The organism is Azospirillum sp. A29 (genome assembly GCF_042604625.1).
Lineage (GTDB): Bacteria > Pseudomonadota > Alphaproteobacteria > Azospirillales > Azospirillaceae > Azospirillum > Azospirillum palustre.
This window is the reverse complement of record NZ_CP170461.1, coordinates 189,196-204,912: the sequence shown is the minus strand read 5'-3', so window position 1 is coordinate 204,912 and position 15,717 is coordinate 189,196. Positions and strand designations below refer to the sequence as shown.

The 15,717-nt window shown below is 62.1% G+C and carries 16 protein-coding genes; 1 reads left to right on the top strand and 15 read right to left on the bottom strand.

Features of this window, described 5'->3' with window-relative positions:
• Positions 1-51: 51 nt before the first annotated feature.
• The 9 genes from ABNQ38_RS06630 to ABNQ38_RS06590 all read right to left on the bottom strand — a co-directional run bounded on the left by ABNQ38_RS06630 (position 52) and on the right by ABNQ38_RS06590 (position 7,816).
• A complete protein-coding gene (locus ABNQ38_RS06630; protein WP_377806345.1) occupies positions 52-276 on the bottom strand; it encodes a hypothetical protein in 225 nt (74 codons plus the stop codon).
• Between the two features lie 24 nt (positions 277-300).
• Positions 301-501 (bottom strand): hypothetical protein, encoded by a 201-nt coding sequence (locus ABNQ38_RS06625; RefSeq protein ID WP_377806344.1) that lies wholly within the window; start codon positions 499-501, stop codon positions 301-303.
• Positions 498-869 (bottom strand): hypothetical protein, encoded by a 372-nt coding sequence (locus tag ABNQ38_RS06620; protein ID WP_377806343.1) that lies wholly within the window; start codon positions 867-869, stop codon positions 498-500. The genes ABNQ38_RS06625 and ABNQ38_RS06620 overlap by 4 nt, the downstream gene beginning before the upstream one ends.
• A gap of 350 nt (positions 870-1,219) precedes the next feature.
• Positions 1,220-1,633, bottom strand: coding sequence for a hypothetical protein (locus ABNQ38_RS06615; protein ID WP_377806342.1), 414 nt, complete (start codon positions 1,631-1,633; stop codon positions 1,220-1,222).
• Positions 1,630-2,757, bottom strand: coding sequence for an N-acetyl sugar amidotransferase (locus ABNQ38_RS06610; RefSeq protein ID WP_377806341.1), 1,128 nt, complete (start codon positions 2,755-2,757; stop codon positions 1,630-1,632). The genes ABNQ38_RS06615 and ABNQ38_RS06610 overlap by 4 nt, the downstream gene beginning before the upstream one ends.
• The gene (asnB, locus tag ABNQ38_RS06605; RefSeq protein ID WP_377806340.1) at positions 2,754-4,610 is read right to left on the bottom strand and encodes an asparagine synthase (glutamine-hydrolyzing); all 1,857 of its coding nucleotides are present in this window, start codon (positions 4,608-4,610) and stop codon (positions 2,754-2,756) included. Before asnB ends, ABNQ38_RS06610 begins: the two co-directional genes overlap by 4 nt.
• On the bottom strand, positions 4,607-5,602 hold the full coding sequence (locus tag ABNQ38_RS06600; RefSeq protein ID WP_377806339.1) for a carbamoyltransferase C-terminal domain-containing protein: 996 nt from the start codon (positions 5,600-5,602) through the stop codon (positions 4,607-4,609). The genes asnB and ABNQ38_RS06600 overlap by 4 nt, the downstream gene beginning before the upstream one ends.
• Complete coding sequence (locus ABNQ38_RS06595) at positions 5,599-6,657, bottom strand: NAD-dependent epimerase/dehydratase family protein (RefSeq protein WP_377806338.1); 1,059 nt, start codon at positions 6,655-6,657, stop codon at positions 5,599-5,601. The genes ABNQ38_RS06600 and ABNQ38_RS06595 overlap by 4 nt, the downstream gene beginning before the upstream one ends.
• A gap of 7 nt (positions 6,658-6,664) precedes the next feature.
• Complete coding sequence (locus tag ABNQ38_RS06590; protein WP_377806337.1) at positions 6,665-7,816, bottom strand: DegT/DnrJ/EryC1/StrS family aminotransferase; 1,152 nt, start codon at positions 7,814-7,816, stop codon at positions 6,665-6,667.
• A 302-nt stretch (positions 7,817-8,118) separates the two neighbouring features.
• Here ABNQ38_RS06590 and ABNQ38_RS06585 point away from each other — a divergent pair, with 302 nt between their 5' ends.
• Positions 8,119-9,057 carry an FkbM family methyltransferase gene (locus ABNQ38_RS06585; RefSeq protein WP_377806336.1) on the top strand — a complete coding sequence of 313 codons (939 nt, stop codon included), beginning with the start codon at positions 8,119-8,121 and terminating at the stop codon, positions 9,055-9,057.
• Here ABNQ38_RS06585 and ABNQ38_RS06580 read toward each other — a convergent pair.
• Genes ABNQ38_RS06580 through ABNQ38_RS06555 form a run of 6 tightly spaced genes read right to left on the bottom strand, consistent with a single transcriptional unit; the run spans position 9,047 to position 15,708 of the window.
• A complete protein-coding gene (locus ABNQ38_RS06580) occupies positions 9,047-10,117 on the bottom strand; it encodes a Gfo/Idh/MocA family protein (RefSeq protein ID WP_377806335.1) in 1,071 nt (356 codons plus the stop codon). The two genes, ABNQ38_RS06585 and ABNQ38_RS06580, sit on opposite strands and share 11 nt — an antisense overlap.
• Positions 10,104-10,808: a cytidylyltransferase domain-containing protein gene (locus ABNQ38_RS06575; protein WP_377806334.1), complete on the bottom strand. Its 705-nt coding sequence runs from the start codon at positions 10,806-10,808 to the stop codon at positions 10,104-10,106. Before ABNQ38_RS06575 ends, ABNQ38_RS06580 begins: the two co-directional genes overlap by 14 nt.
• Before the next feature lie 43 nt (positions 10,809-10,851).
• Entirely contained in the window at positions 10,852-11,928 is a 1,077-nt protein-coding gene (locus ABNQ38_RS06570) for a glycosyltransferase (RefSeq protein ID WP_377806333.1), read from the bottom strand.
• 17 nt (positions 11,929-11,945) lie between these two features.
• The gene (locus tag ABNQ38_RS06565; protein WP_377806332.1) at positions 11,946-12,161 is read right to left on the bottom strand and encodes a hypothetical protein; all 216 of its coding nucleotides are present in this window, start codon (positions 12,159-12,161) and stop codon (positions 11,946-11,948) included.
• Positions 12,158-13,840 (bottom strand): SGNH/GDSL hydrolase family protein, encoded by a 1,683-nt coding sequence (locus ABNQ38_RS06560; protein WP_377806331.1) that lies wholly within the window; start codon positions 13,838-13,840, stop codon positions 12,158-12,160. Before ABNQ38_RS06560 ends, ABNQ38_RS06565 begins: the two co-directional genes overlap by 4 nt.
• A complete protein-coding gene (locus ABNQ38_RS06555) occupies positions 13,837-15,708 on the bottom strand; it encodes a carbamoyltransferase (RefSeq protein WP_377806330.1) in 1,872 nt (623 codons plus the stop codon). The genes ABNQ38_RS06560 and ABNQ38_RS06555 overlap by 4 nt, the downstream gene beginning before the upstream one ends.
• Between the last annotated feature and the right edge of the window lie 9 nt (positions 15,709-15,717).

Genomic DNA, 15,717 nt, shown 5'->3' with positions numbered 1-15,717 from the left:
TGGATCCGTTTCAGGCGGAACGGATCCATGGAGCTTCGCTCCACTCCGTCTTCAGCGGTCGGGCAGCACCGGATGTCGGCCTGCAGCAACGCCGCGATCACGCTGTCGGAATAGCATGCGGTATCCCCTCGGGATAGGAAAATGGCTTGTCCGAACACCGGCCTTGCTTTGCAGAAGCTGCAGCGGCAGACGGATCTCCCTTTCCAATGCAGGTTCGTCCAGAAAGGACATGATCGCATGGCTGTGGGAGTGTCCGCCCAGAAGGCTGCCGGGCATGGCCGCGAGATCCCGCACCTGGTTTCATGTCAGCTTCGCGTCCAACTCCTCGTCCGGTTCCAACGCGCCGACGGCAAGCTGCCGGCACAGGCCGTCGGCGATGGCGTCGGGGTTCAGCGCGGGATCGTTCTTCACCCGCTGCCGGATCTCGCCGAGCAGGACAACGGCCTGTGCCGCGCCGTCATACCGGCGTTTTCCCCAAGGCAGCGAGAGAGCCCCATTCACCCGCAACTCCATGGCCTGCTCGATCCGGTCGATCCATGACCGGCCAAAGCCTCCTGGACGAGGCGCACGCAGATTTCAGTATTGCTCCTGCGCAACTGGTGCAGCCCCATGCCTCTGTGGAGCGGCAACGGCAGTGTGGCCACGATGTCTCCCGCATCCAGGTCCGGGGAGACATGATGCAGGGTCGTCGCCAGGGCGGCGAAATCGCCGTGGTAGATCGCCCACAGATGGGTATCGAACCCCCGGCAATCCTCCGGATCCCCGCCATGGAGGTTGAGGAAGGCCCCCGGACACAGAGACAGGAGCGGTGGCGACCATACGAAGTACCGGTGGTGCAGAGTATCGGTGGTCAGGATCGCAAGGCGCACGGATTGGAAATCCCATGGACTGGGCCGATGCACGAACTGTCCGATGTATCAATCGGCTCAGTCCGCTTGCAGAGGCTTGCGTCCGGTGAAGGCATGATGGAATTCCGGAACGTGTCAACGGATGTGAGACAGCCCGAGTTATGAATTAATACTACAGTCGGCCGTTATCGGTTTGGGTACGGCGCTTCCAATGCAACTCCATTTCGTATCGGGACAAGAAATGGCCACAGCCGCGGCGGCGATCGTACCGGCGATGATAATCGGTTCCCGGCGGAAGAGGAAAACGGCTCTCCACCGGAGGCGGGTGGTCGAAGACCAGTGCCGTTTCCCAGCCTTCGTTGCAGCCGCAGTCAAAGACCGGCTGCGTCGTTCTGGTCATTGCTGTTGTTTTTCTTCAATGCGGCTTCCACCGCTCCCAGAGCCTTCTCATTATCCAGCCATCCGATAAATGGCATGGCCTCGGTTTCCAGGTAACGGAAAAACTCCTCCTCCTTGCCCGCTTCGACGATGAGGACGAAGTATCGGTTGAGGCGGTTCTTGGCGAGTGCGGTGCGCAGTCCGAAACTGACCAAGCGGCTGTTGAGCGACGGGGTTCCGTAATACCCCCAGCTCTTGCGGACCACATCCAGCTCCGCCGCCCCATCAGTGATGAACGTGATCTGCTCGTCGGCTTCCAGTTGCATCTGTCCGCAGTCCGAAAGATCGACGAAGGGACCGTATCCCGTCCGGAAAACGCGCGGCGGCTGGCGGGGTGTGAATTTCATGACCAGTTCCAGTCCGTGATGAGGAAGTCGCCGATTTTCCAGCGGCCAGCCTGATCCTTGTTCCAGATCCGGGGATTACGGAATTTTTCGATCATCTGGAAGAAGCGGTCCCGAGTGATGCCGGTATAGGAACAGAACAGATCGATCTCTGGATCGGGCTTCTCCTCTCCCCGGCCAGCGATGATGGAGATCGCCTCTTCCCTGCTCAGCCGGCCATTGCGGATTTCCAGGGACAGATTATCCCATAGCCGGGTGAAACCGAATTTGTACCACTTCAGCCAGTGATGAATGGTGATGATGAACTCATCGTCGACATCGGCGAAGCCGTAATATCCGGTCTTCGGCCTGCCCTCCAGAGCACGGAAGCCGCGCCCTTTCGCCACCTCGAAGCTGCGGACGGGATCCCATTCAAAGAAATGGCCGAGGAACACGGCCTGAACCGCCCCCTCCTCCAGTTCCGCATCGGTCGGCCACCGGTAAGGCTCCAGGTCGCGTGCGGTCAGGTCGTCATCGACCCAATCCTCCGCCGTGGTTCCGTTGGTCACGCCATGTTTGAGCAGCCAGTTCCGTGTCATCCGCGGCCCATGAAGGGCGTCGTCGCCGCCATATTCGAAGGCGGAGTTCTCCCCCCAGACCACCAGGGGGATTCCGAAACGCCGGGCAACCGCCAGAGGGATGGCGAACAGTGCCAGATGCATGGGAATGGCCGGGCTGCCAAGACGCTCCAGCGTCTTCAACATGAATCGGCGTTCGACGACGGGATTGATGCTGAAGTCGATATGATCGACCCCCAGACCGATCAGGTTGTCGAGGTTGGCCTGCCCCAACGGCGACCGCGCCGGCGTGCGCCAGGTGACGCACAGCGGCTTCAGCCCGTATTCCAGGCACATGATGGTCTGCCAGGTGCTGTCCTTCCCTCCGCTGACCGGTATGATGCAATCGTAGGGGGCTCCCTTCGCACGCGTCGCCGCCACGAGATCACGGAAGGCGGATTCGCGCGCCGTCCAGTCGATGGAGGCCTTGACCTTGCCTGTCGCGCAATTGCAATTGCCATGATCGTCGAAGCTCAGCCCCGGCCGGGTGCTGGGCAGCACGCATCTGCTGCAATAGCGCAAGCTGGTCACTGCGCGAACTCCTCAAGAAAAATCTTTGCGTTAATGAAGTAGAACAGAAACTTGCTTCTGCTGTTGGGCAGATCCGTCTTCCGCAAAAGCTCTTCGATCCGGCCACGTCGGACGTGCCGATAAATCGGACCGTCGTCGAGAAGCCATTCCCTCACCGCCGGATCCGCGACATCCAGCAGATCCATGATGGGGGCGTTGAAGCCCACCTTGCGCGGATTGTCGAGAATTTCTTCCGGAACCAATTGCCGAACGGCTTCGCGCAGGATCGTCTTGGCTCGGCCATGCTGGATCAGGTGGCGCGTCGGAATGGTCTGGCAGAATTCGAACAGGTCACGGTCGAGGAAAGGAGAGCGATTTTCGACCGAGTAATACATGGCATTCAGGTCATCCTCCCGCAGAATGACGGGAACGCTTTCGTGGAACAATTCGTTCGCCATGCGGTTGCGCAGCAGATCCGTGCAGTAGCGCTCCTCCGTGAACCCTTCCACAGAGGGTTCGGTCAGGAAATCGGCAAAGGCTTCGGCATCCAGGAAGATGTGCCCGCGGAAATCCGGATCCCGGATGAACAGCATCGGGTCCTTGAGATAGGGGTTGCGAACGATTCCAGCCTGCTCCCGGCGCCAGTCGCCCAGTGCCTCTTCAAAACGGACGGGGTCGTTGCGGACCGAATGGAGATAGGCGTTGTGATGGTCATAATAGCCGCTCAGCAGTTCATCGGCTGCGGTTCCGCTGATCGAGACCTTGTAGCCTGCAGCGGCGATCGCCTCCTGTACCATCCATTGGGCGTAATAGGTGATGGTGGAGACCGGTGCGTCGTGATGACGGACCTGCTCCCTAAGACGTGGCAGGAAATCGGAGCGCTCCAGGGCGATGGGCGTGAAGCGGAGGTTCTGGCGCTCCACAGCCAGTTCCACCATGGACCGCTCTTCGTAACGGCTGTCGGTGTTCATCACCGTGAAGCCGTGGACATCGAAGCCGAAGCGGTGACGGGCGATCCCGACCAGGGCATTGCTGTCAATCCCGCCACTGAGGCAGAAAGCCAGGGGGACATCGGAACGAAGCCGCAGTTCGACGGAACGCTCCAGCCTTTCCCTGACGCCGGCGACCGCATCCCGGAACCCCATGCCGTCATTCTGCCGGAAGGACGGTGACCAGTAGCGAACCGGCTGCCCCCGCCCGCCCGGCGTCAGGGCCACCACCGTGGCTGGCGGCACCTCTTCCATCGAATCGAAGAAGCTGTGCACGCGGCCGTCATGGCGCTTGTGCAGCGATTTGTAGCCGTTGACCAGATAGCGCCGGATCTGCCCCAGGTCGACCGCCGGACGGTGTCCGAGCAGGGCGAAAAGGAACTTCGGTTCGGAACCGAAAACGGTTCCGGTTTCCGTGGTCAGAATGTAGAGGGGCTTCTCGCCAAAGCGGTCGCGGCTGAGCAGCAGGCGCCCCGACCTGCCGTCGAACCAAGCGAAGGCCCACATTCCCTCGCAGCGGTCAAGGAAGCCTTCTCCATGCGCGGCGAGGCCACGGGCCAGGACCTCGGCATCACCGGAAGAGGCAAAGGCCAGGCCTTCGCTCTGCAAGTTTTCGCGCAGCTCCAGGTAATTGTAGATTTCCCCGTTGAAGGACAGAACTCCGTCGCCCGTCTCGAACGGCTGGTTGGAGCGGGGATCGAGGTCGAGAATGCTCAGCCGGCTGTGCAACAGGCAAACCCACCCCCCATCGGGCGTGCGCGCCGTCCATGAAGCACGCGCATCCGGTCCCCGGCGCCCCATCAAGGCAAGGCAGGCAGACAGATGTTCAGGGGGCAGGGGCTGGTGGCCGATATAGCCCGCAATTCCGCACATTGCCCCCGTCATCCCTTCTTCAAAAGAAAGCTTCCCAACACCAGCGCATCCAGGCCGCTGCTGAAGAAGGTGCGGATGGCATCCAGCGGACTGGTGACGATCGTCTCGCCTTTCAAATTGAAGCTTGTGTTGAGCACGATCGGCACGCCGGTGCGCCGATGGAATTCTTCGATCAAACCGCGGAACAGCGGGTTCTGGTCGTGGGCGACCGTTTGAAGGCGCCCGGTTCCATCCTCGTGGATCACGGCCGGAATCTGCCCGCGCCGCTCCGGACGAACCGGCAGGGCACGTTCCATGAAGCGGGTTGGCCGGGCGCCGACGAACCAGTCCTCCGCATGCTCCGCCAGAATCGCCGGGGCGAAGGGGCGAAAGCTCTCCCGATACGTCACCGTCTCGTTGACCTTATCCTTCATCGCAGGGGCACGGGGATCCGCCAGGATGCTGCGGTTGCCGAGGGCCCTGTCGCCGAACTCAAGCCGTCCCTGGAACCAACCGATGATCCGGCCATTGGCGATCAGTTCAGCGGCGGTGGCCGCCGGATTGGCAAGCCGCTCCGCAGGAAGGCCGAACTTGCTGAGCGTCGCTGCGATTTCCACATCGGCAAAACCGGGTCGCAGGCAGTTGTGCCGCATGACATAGCTGCGGCTTCCGCCGAACTTCTGGCAATGCGCAGGGAGGGCCGGGCCAAGCGCTCCCCCAGAATCGTCGGGGACCGGAGGAATGAAGGCTTCCTTGAACGGGGTGTGATCGTGAATCCGGCCGTTGGCCAGGCAATTCGGGGCGACGACGCCGGACAGCACCATGGCAGCGGCGTCCACGTCGCGCATCGTCAGGCCGGCATGGCTCAAGGCGGTCTTGATCCCCCGCGAAGGGAACCGTCTGGTGCGTTTTTCCCGCACCAGACGCTCCTCCTCGACCGCGAAGACAGGCTGCCCGTCGATCGACAGCAGTGAAGAGCTGTTGAATCCGGCCGCATTCAGCCCCAAGCCGACCCGGCTGCTCATGCAGATCCAACCAAGCTGCTGGTCCGGCTTCCATGCTCTTCCGTGGAACCGTTCCTCCAGATCCTCTTGTACCATTCGATGTAGCGGACGAACCCCTTCTCCAGCGGGAAGGACGGTTCATAACCGATCAACCGTTGCGCCTTGCCCACGTCGAGCGTGCCGCGATGCGGCATCAAGCGGTCGCGATCCTTGTGCCGCACTTCGATTTCCGGGAAGTGGCTGCGCAGGATGTCGACCATCTCATGGATGGAGCGGCCCTGCCCGAAGGTCAGGTTGAAGATTTGGTTGACCGACTTGTCGGACTGGATGATCCGGCTGACGCCATGGACGACATCGTCGATGTAGGTGAAGTCCAGCCGGTCGCTGCCGTCGCCATCCATCGTGACGGACAGGCCGCTCAACGCGTTTTCGATGAACACCTGTCCCACGCGGCGGCTGACGCAACGCTCTCCGTAGAGGGCGGACGGACGAACGATGGTGAACGGCAGATCGAAGACTTGGTTATAGGCGATCACCATCTTCTCGCCTGCGAACTTCAAGGCTCCGTAGATGCCGAGCGGTTCGCACGCAGAGTCCTCCGAAACCATGCCGTTGGTGAAGTTCCCGTAGACCATGCTGGACGAGAAGAAGATCAGGTGAGGCTTGGAGTCGCGCGCGTAGTCCAGCACATTTTCCAGCGTGCGCAGGCTGTGATCGAAGGTCGAGTAGGGGTCCTTGTTCGCCATGTTGGCATGCGCGACTGCGGAGAGATGGACGATCACATCCGGGCGCAACTCGTCCAGCAGCCGGGCCGTCATGTGGTAGTCGCGCAGATCCAGGATATGCAGGGGGATTTGCGCGGCACGCAGCAGGTCGAGCCGTTCATGGATCAAGGAAAGATAAAGCTCGCGCTGGGGCAGATTGTTGACGTTGCGCGAGAAGGCATTCAGGTTGTTGACCTGCAGGCTGTCCACAACATCGACGTGAGCCCCGAGCCGCTTTAACCCCAAGGCAAGGTTGTGCCCTATGAAACCGGCTCCGCCGGTGATGACAACCTTCTTGCCTGCAAGTTCCATTTTTCAATCACCCGAGTTGCGCCAGGCTGCGTTCGATAGCAGCGGCGATATAGAACATGTCGTCTTCTGCCAGATGCGGACCGACAGGCAAAGCGATCGAACAGCGGCTGATCCGTTCCGCGACCGGGAAATCGCCTGGGCGGGTGCCGTATTTCTCGCGGTAATAGGTCATCGCCGGCACCGGGCGAGGATAGTAGATGCTGGTGCCGACACCTTGTGCCTTCAAAGATGCGATGATGTCCTTGCGCCGTTCCGCCAGTTCTTCCGGCAGAAGCATGCTGAGGCAATAGGCGCTCTCGCTCTCCCCGCCATCGGTGGAAAAGAGTTCAACCGATTTCAGGCGCGCGAGAGCGACCCGGAGCACGCGATAGTTCGCGCGGCGGCGGGCCAGGAAACCATCCAACCTCTTGACCTGTTCAATACCGATCGCGGCTTCGATCTCGCTCATGCGGTAATTGAATCCCAGCGCGACCACGTCGTACTCTCCCGGCGTGGCCCGCTGTCCCATGTGGCGGTCGACCCCGAATGCACGCAGCAGCTTCAACTTTTGCGCCAGGGCCGCATCGCGCGTCAGGACGATCCCACCCTCCGCCGTGGTCATGTGCTTGACGGGATAGAAGGAGAAGCATCCGACATCGCCGGACAGGCCCGCATGCTGGCCGCCGATTTGGGTGCCGACGGCCAGGGCGCAATCCTCGACGACCAGAAGCCCATGGTGCCGCGCCACAGCGTTCACCGCTTCCATGTCGACGGGAACGCCCAGGTAATGCACCACGGCAATCGCTCGGGTCCGCGGCGTCACGGCCGCCGCGATCGCATCGACATCGATGTTACCGGTTGCATTTTCCGCATCTACGAACACTGCCCGCGCTCCGGCAAGTTCAACCGCATGGGCGGTCGCCGCATGGGTCTGTGCCGGGACGATGACCTCGTCTCCCGCGCCGATTCCAAGCGCGAAATAGACCAGGTGCATGCCAGCGGTGCAGGAGGAAACGGCAACGGCGTGGGGCGCGCCCGTCCATGCGGCAAAGGATTGTTCAAATTCCTCGGTCTTGGGACCATGCACGAGGATGCCGCCCGCCATTACTTGCAGCACTGCTGCCTGCTCGGGCTCCCCCATGACCGGTTTGCCGAAAGGTATGTTGCGCAGTTCCTCCACTTGGGCGTCCTTTGCCGTTACTTCACGTTTGGTTCGGATGTCAGGATTGATTAATTCCTAAGCTCATAATGATGCTAAAATCTTAATGCGGTTGCCAATCGGAAATTTTTGCCCCCCGGCAATTCTTGCCCATTGCCCAGGGGAGGGGCTGTTGCACAATGTCGCGCTGCCGGCCGATGGCTCCACGCCATCTTCCGGGGCATGATGGCTTGGCGCCGGCTATGCAAAATCGGCGATCCGACACCGGACGGCCGGCAGTCCCCGACAGGACTGAAGGTGCCGCATCGATCTTTTGGGGAATCATGGCAAGAACCGTCGATCTGATCCTGAATGGCTCGCGCTTCGTTGCCGCCGACGTCGGTGCGGCCAACGGACTTCCCCTGGAATGGCAGCCGCTGCTCGATTCTGCATGCCTTTACTGCGTCGAACCCGATCCGGATGCGGCCAGGAAGCTGGCGGACATGTACGGGACGAAACCCGGGATCCCATTGCGCGTCCTGCCTGTCGCCCTTTCCGGAACGGGAGGGTCGCGCTGCCTTCACCGAACGAACGTGCCGACCGGATCGTCCCTGCTGCCATTCGATACGGAGATGGCGAGGGATTATTGCGATCCGTCCTACTTCCATCCCTTCATCACGGTCGAGGTGGAGACACGGCGGCTGGGCGACGTCCTGGACGAGGTGGAGGAATCTCAGCTCGACCTGATCAAGCTCGACACGCAGGGCACCGAACTGGAAATCCTCCTGGGCCTCGGACAGGAACGACTTGGCCGCCTGCTCGGCATCGAGTTGGAGATCGGACTTCCCGGCGCCTACCGTGGCCAAGCTCAATTCCACGAGGTTCAGGCGACCCTCGTGGATGCGGGATTCGAACTGTTCGACCTTCGCCTTGCCCGTGCCGATCTGCCTCGACGGGGCGACGACCGGTTCTATCGGTCGCAAATCTTCAATGTTGGTCCGGGTGACAGATCGATCGCCTCGCGCTTGTGGGAAACCGATGCCCTCTTCATCCGCCATCCAGCCGCCCTGCTTGCCGACGGCGATGGGGCGGCCCTGCGCCGCCTGATGGTCGTGTACTGTACCTATCGCTTCTTTCCCGAAGCCTATCATCTGGTCTCGGTCGCCCAGTCCCACGGCATCCTTGACGATGAGGAGGCTGCCCGCACCCGCAGCGCCATCGTTTCCTGGCACGGCCATACGGCACGCGCCATTGCCCAGGGGGCTCTTCCCGTTACCTGGTAGGTGGGACGGACAGCGGGCGGCGGGGCGGCAGAACCGGATAGCACGGCGCAACCGGCCGCCCCTCCTGCATGGATCGTTCAAGCGCAAGGCTGACCGCCATGCCGGCCAGCACCTCTGCGGCCGGAAGCTCTCCGTCCGCCCCTGAGAGGATACCGTCGATGAAGCCGGGGATGAGATCCCCCTTTCCAATGCCGGGGTATGGCGTATCGATCGTCTGGGGCGGGGTGTTGGGATTGCGGTCGACGTACAGGAGCGCGCCCTCCCGCTGGTTCACGAATGTGGCTTCCGTTCCGTAGATGGCCAGATTGTGGTGATGGGGGAAGACGCACCCGAAATTGGCGGAGATCTTCGCCACCAGGCTGTCGTCGAAGCGCAGCAGGCCGACCATGGTGTCCGCATGGCGGAAGGCCGTTCCAGCGGTTGCCGCCCGGCTGCCATAAGCAAAGACCTCGACCGGGCGGCGCCCGCTCAGCCAAAGGATCAGGTCGATCAGGTGCAGCGCCCCGCCATGGGTCACCGAATAGAAGGGAATGCGTCCCCGCCAGCCGGCTGTCAGCTTTTCGACCCGGCCGTAGTTGTAATCCCCCTCCAGCAGGAAGAGCTCGCCGAATGTCCCGGTCAGGATCCGGTTCCGCAGATCCTGGAACCGTGGGGAGCGGCGCAAAATGAGATTGGATGACAGATGGAGGGCTGGATTGGCCGAAAGCAGACCGGCGATATCCTCCATCTCTTCCGCATGCAGACAAAGCGGCTTCTCCGCGAAGACATGCTTGCCGGCCAAAAGGGCCTGCCGGATCTGCGGGTGGTGGGCATCGTCGAAACTGGCGATCGACACCACGTCGATTCCTGGATCGCGCAAGATCGCATCGGCGTCGATGCTCGTCCCGATTCCGGGGTGCCGGGCTGCGACCTCCCTCAGCTTGTCCGGGTTGCTGTCGCAGATCGCCACCACATCGCAAGCCGGATGGCTGCGATAGCCATGGATATGCTGTTCGCCGACACCGAGCCCGATTACGGCGGCCCGCAGGCGATGTTCGCCGCCTTTCCTATTCGCGCTCATGCTGCTTCCCTTCGGACAAGGAATCATCCAGAGCGATGATGTCCTCCAGACCATAGCTCCAATGCGGGCGGTCCATTCCCCCCACGATCCGCGTGAACCGCTCAAGGTCCTCCGGACTGTCCACCGACAGCTGACGGCTGGCCTCGTCGCGATCCCATCGGCAGGATCTGATCGTGAAGCGGTCGGGATGGCGGTAGAAGTGACGGGTGACGTGCTCCCTGTCCCCGTCGTCCATGGCGGGATAGGCCCGCTCCAGGGCGGGCACGGACAGAACTTCGACCGACATGCCCTTGGGGAAGCTGCGGACCACCGTGTTGCTCGCCAGATCGCAGGGGACTTCCCCGAACAGTGCGGCCATCGTCGCAACCAGGGCCGGATCGAGAAGCGGGCTGTCCGCGCACAGGCGGACAAACGCATTTGCGCCATGAGCCTTGGCCGCTGCAAGCATCCGCCCCGCCACGTCATCGAGCGATCCGCGGAACAGATCGACTCCCCTGTCCCGGCACCAGCCGGCGATCGGATCGTCGGAGGGATGGTCGGATGTTGCGACGACAAGATGGTCGACCACGTCGCAGCGGCGCACCCGCTCCACCAGATGGTCCAGCAGAGTGCGTCCCGCGACGGTGGACAGAACCTTTCCAGGCAAGCGGGCGGAGCTCATCCGCGCCTGGATAATCGCGAGATCGACCAATTCCCTCTCCTTGCTGCCAGCGGGCCTGCGGTGCCTGATCGGGTCACAAGTGGCTGCGCATGATCTCGTTGAACCAAGCGGCCCGGGCTTCCATGCAATGGTCCCGCAGACAGCGCTCCTGCGCTCGCCGGGCCATCGCCTTCCGCTCGGCCGGATGATCCAGATAATGGCGGATCTTTTCCACAAGCTCGCCGATGCCGGTGTAGGTTTCCACCTCCCGACCCGGCGCGAACAGGCTGTTCAACTCCGGGCCGGTTTCGGTCAACAGAAAGCCGCCGACCCCCGCCGTCTCGATGATCCGGAAGTTCACGCCGGGCACCGTCAGATCGATATGCACGTTCAGGACGATGCGGCCGGCCTTGAGGCAGCGGTACATGTCGAGACCCCATCGGGCTCCCTGGTCGAGGCGGGAAAGCTCTTCCGGCACCGGGGAATGGGCGGCAAGAAACAAGGCAAGCCCGAATGGCGGCTCTCCGGTCGCGGCAGCCTTCGCCAAGTCGCTCAGGCAACGCAGGCGAGAGCCATGATCCCGGGTGATCTGCCCAGTGAAGACGACATCGTTCTGCTCTGGTACATCAGCGACCAGGTCGGCGAGAAAACGCGGGAAACCCGGCCGGTATGGTTCCGAAGCCCGCGCGCCCAGCGCAAGCGCGGCCTTCCGATAAGCCTCGTCCCCCGACAGCATGAGGTCATAGCCCTGCCAATCGGTTCCGGGCGGAATTTCCGCCTGCCGCCAGCCGACGACCAGTCTTGGCTTCCAGGTCAGGCTGCGAACCCAGCGTCCATCGGTCAGGATCGGATCGCCGAGGTAAAGAATGTCAGGCCGGAACTCCTCGACCTGTCTGGCCAGAAGCGCCAATTGCTCCTGGCGGCTGCGCGGCGCCGGCAGGCCATGCTCCATCGCCCAACGACCCTGCGCCGGCAGGTAGTTCATCACGGCCAGGAACGTCTCATAGCCCAAATCCGGGAGGACCGGCGTCAGGATCTGCCCTGCGGCAAACCCATCCAGGCGGAGCAGCCGCATTTGATTTTCGTAGTCGAGTGCCTCAAGCTCTGGATGGCGGGCACAGAACTCCGCAAGGTAACGATCATAGAACGTAAAGGTCTGCATCAGCCGCATGATGTCCTCTCCCCTTTCTATTCCAGGGGATAGAGGAAGATCGAACGCGGGTCTTTCTTTTCGCTCTCCAGCAGAGTCTCTGCTCGCTGCAAGATCTCGTTGCGCAACAGGGCGAGTGCATGCGCCACCGCGACGGTATCCAATTCCCGCGCAGCTTGTTCAATGGTTCTGTCCAGCGTCCGTGCGAGATTGAAGACAGGATCGCTGTCCTCTTGCGCAGTCGGCATCATCATTCATCTCCACACATGGAGGATTTTCCGATCTTCGGTTCGAGCAGCAGGTCCAGAACCGTGTCAAGATACGCTTCCGCCACGGCGGCGTGACCAGCAGGCGTCATGTGAACCGGGTCAAAGAACAGGGGCTGTGCACCCGCGGCGCCCAGAACCGGCGACTGCAGGTCGATCCAGCGCAGAGTGCCGCCTTCCTTCTTGCGCAAGCGCCGCCGCAAACGGGGATAGGCGGCCTGAACGCTGTCCAGCATCAGCCTGTAGTTCCCCCAGCGCGTCGCCCCGGCGAAATGCTCCATCCAGTCGCGGACGCCTTCCACCTCGTCCCGTGTCAGGTTCTTGCCGGCGGTGGTCGGTTGAAGGCCGAACAGAAAGGCTGCTCCCGTCGCCTCGGCGAGGGCGGCGAACTGCCTGACCCTGACGAGGAACGCTTCCACGATGCGGTCGAGAGCGGCGGCATCCGGCGGCTCTTTTGCAAGGCGAAGTGCCTGATCGTGCACATGGCAATAGAGGAACGCGTAACGGGACAGCAGTTCCGGATCGATGTTCGGAGCGTAGAAGAAGTCGTTGAAACCGCTGTGGGACAGAATGACATCCGGGCGCGCCGCCTGGGCGAACAGGAGCAGCGAGCGCATCTCGTCCAGGATGGAGTGGCCGCTGATGGCGAAGTTCAGCACGGTAACCCGCTCTTCCCGGCCCGCTTCGGACAACCGGGAGTTCAACCGACGCTCCAAGACTTGTGTAAAGACATCGTCGTGGAAGCACCGCCAACCGAAGGCGGCCGATCCCCCCGTTACGGCAACGACCCGGTGCATGGGATGGCGATCGCGCAAGCGGTCGAAACGACCACCGATCCGGTAACCCAACGAGTCGATCGGGCCGATTTCATTGCTCATCACCTGCAGCGAGCCGTAGGCATAGCGCAGTACCGTGCCGCCGGTGGCTGCCAGCGACTGGGACAAATGATGATCCCGCAACTGAGGCTGGCAGTGATCATCGAGACGGGCGATGAACCGGCCGTCCTTGCCTTCTTCCAAACGCCGCAGCGCAGTCCCTTGGTGGTCGACCGACAGCGACCACGGTCGCATGACCTTTGGAAAGCGGCGGAACAAGGCTTCCTGCTCCGCTGCAGGTTCCGACGGACAGTCGACGAACAGGATCAGGCGCCCCGTCCAGTCCTCCTCCTCCTCCAGGCTGGCCCGCCGCTCCGCAGAGACGAGGGGAGCGAGTGCCTGCGCATCCTTGCCCAGCAGGTAGACCAGCTCTCCGAAATGACCGAAACGCCGCTCCAGCATGTCCAGGAGCAGCCGATACTGCAGCAGCGGAAAGCGGGCCCGCGGGATCACGACCAGAACACGGCTCCGCTCGCGCAGCAGGGCATGAACCAGATCGAGGACAATGGCTCGTCCATCGTCGGGCAGAGTCCACAGCAGGCCCTCCACCTGATCCAGAAGCTCGTCGTCGGACAGCGGACTGGCGCCAACCCCGATCTCCAGTCCGGATGGCCAGGAATCCTGAACGACCAAGCCCTGATGCGACATTCCAAACCGGACGACAGCGACGGGCTCACCGGCGGCAAGCACTTCACCGTCGTCGGGAACCATGAAAAGGCTACGGCGGATGCGGTCCAGAAACTCCGTCGGAACGGCATGACCCGCTTCCACACATATGCGCAGCCGAGTCATTCCGGCATCCCGAATTTGCGGACCACATGGGTTCCCAGCACGAGATAATCGATACCGCTCGCCAGAAAGGTCGCCATGGCATCCGCCGGGGAATTGACGATGGCCTCCCCCCTCAGATTGAAGCTGGTATTCAGCAGGACAGGCGTGCCCGTCCTCTGGCCAAAAGCATCGATCAGCCGGTAGAACCGGGGATTGGCACGTTCACTCACCAGATGCACCCGCGCCGTGCCATCCACATGGGTGACGGCGGGAATCCGGTCACGCATCTCCTGCCGGACAGGGCAGACGGAGATCATGAAATGTTCGGGTCCGCTTAAGGGCAAGGCGGTTGCCGGCAGATCGAAGAATTCCGAAGCCCGCTCTTGCAGCACCGAAGGAGCGAAGGGCCGGAACGGCTCCCGGAATTTGATCTTCTCGTTGACGCGGAGTTGCATGTCCGCGCCAAGGGGGGAGGCCAGGATGCTGCGGCAGCCCAGGGCTCGAGGTCCCCATTCCGCCCGTCCCTGGAACCAGCCCACCACGCAACCACGGGCCAGGTGATCCGCCACCGCCTCGATCATCGCATCCGGATCGTCGTAATCCGCCGCGTCGAGACCCGAGCGGTCAATCGCCTCCAGGATTTCCTCTTCTCCATAGGACGCGCCAAGATACGGGTCGACGAAGGCGGGAGATCGGCTCCCTCCGGACTGGTGGTGGACTTGCAGGGCGGCACCGAGAGCACCGCCGGCATCTCCCGCAGCCGGCTGAACGAACAGCCGGCACCCCAGTTCGTTCTGCAGCCGGTTGTTGGCGACGGAATTCAAGGCGACACCGCCGGCCAGGCAGACGTTGCGCATCCCGGTTTCGCGCATGGCACTTCCGACGATATGCAGGATCACGTCTTCCGCACAGCGCTGAACGCTGGCGGCAATGTCCGCATAGTGACGCGACTGTTCGTCGCCGCCCGAACCGCCCGAACCGCCCGGCGAAGGGGCGAACGGTGCATCCGGCTGCCGGGGCGGTCCGAACAGGTCGATCAATCCCTGGCTGAAAGGAGTGGCTTCCAGGTTACGGAATAGGAAAAGCGACTGGTCCAGGGTGAAGGTGCCATCCTCATGCAGATCGAAGAGGTCGAGCAGCTTCCGGGCATGGCACGGCTCTCCGAAGCCTGCCATGCCCATCACCTTGTACTCCCCCTCATTGACCTCGAACCCCAGGAACGCGGTAAAAGCGCTGTAGAAAAGCCCGAGGGAGGACGGGAAGTTCACCGTGCGAAGCTTGGTCAGACTGGTTCCGCGGCCGATCGAGATGGTGACCGTCTCGTGTTCTCCGACACCGTCCAGGGTGATGACCAGTGCCTCTTCGAAAGGGGAACAGAAGAAGGCGGAGGCGGCATGGGACTGGTGATGCCCGATGAAGTGCAGGCGGTCGGCCGGCAGCCCGATTGCCGCGAGCCGCTCGTGCACAGAGAAATGACCCTTCGCCAGCCACCGGGCCGCCACCTCCACAAAGCGCGCTTTTCCCGCCTCATCCTCAAGAGGATTGGAGGTTAGGACACGGTCCAGTTTCAGTATAGGGCGTTCATAGAAGGCAATCGCATCCAAATCCTGCTTCGAGATACCCGAAGTCTCCAAACAGAAGTCAATAGATTTTTCTGGTAAAGATGGTGAATGCTTCACTCGGGAAAAGCGCTCTTCTTGAGCCGCCGCGACAACTTCGCCATTCTTGAGCAGCGCAGCCGCAGCGTCATGGTAGTCGAACGAGAGACCGAGCAGGTAGCGCGACATTTCAGCAGTCCATAGCATTTCGGCTAGTCTAACCCATTCGGTCGGGAATAGCATCCCGCAGAGATCGACGATAGGCTGCCGGTGCCGTTCGATCGTCTTCACGTCCAGCGC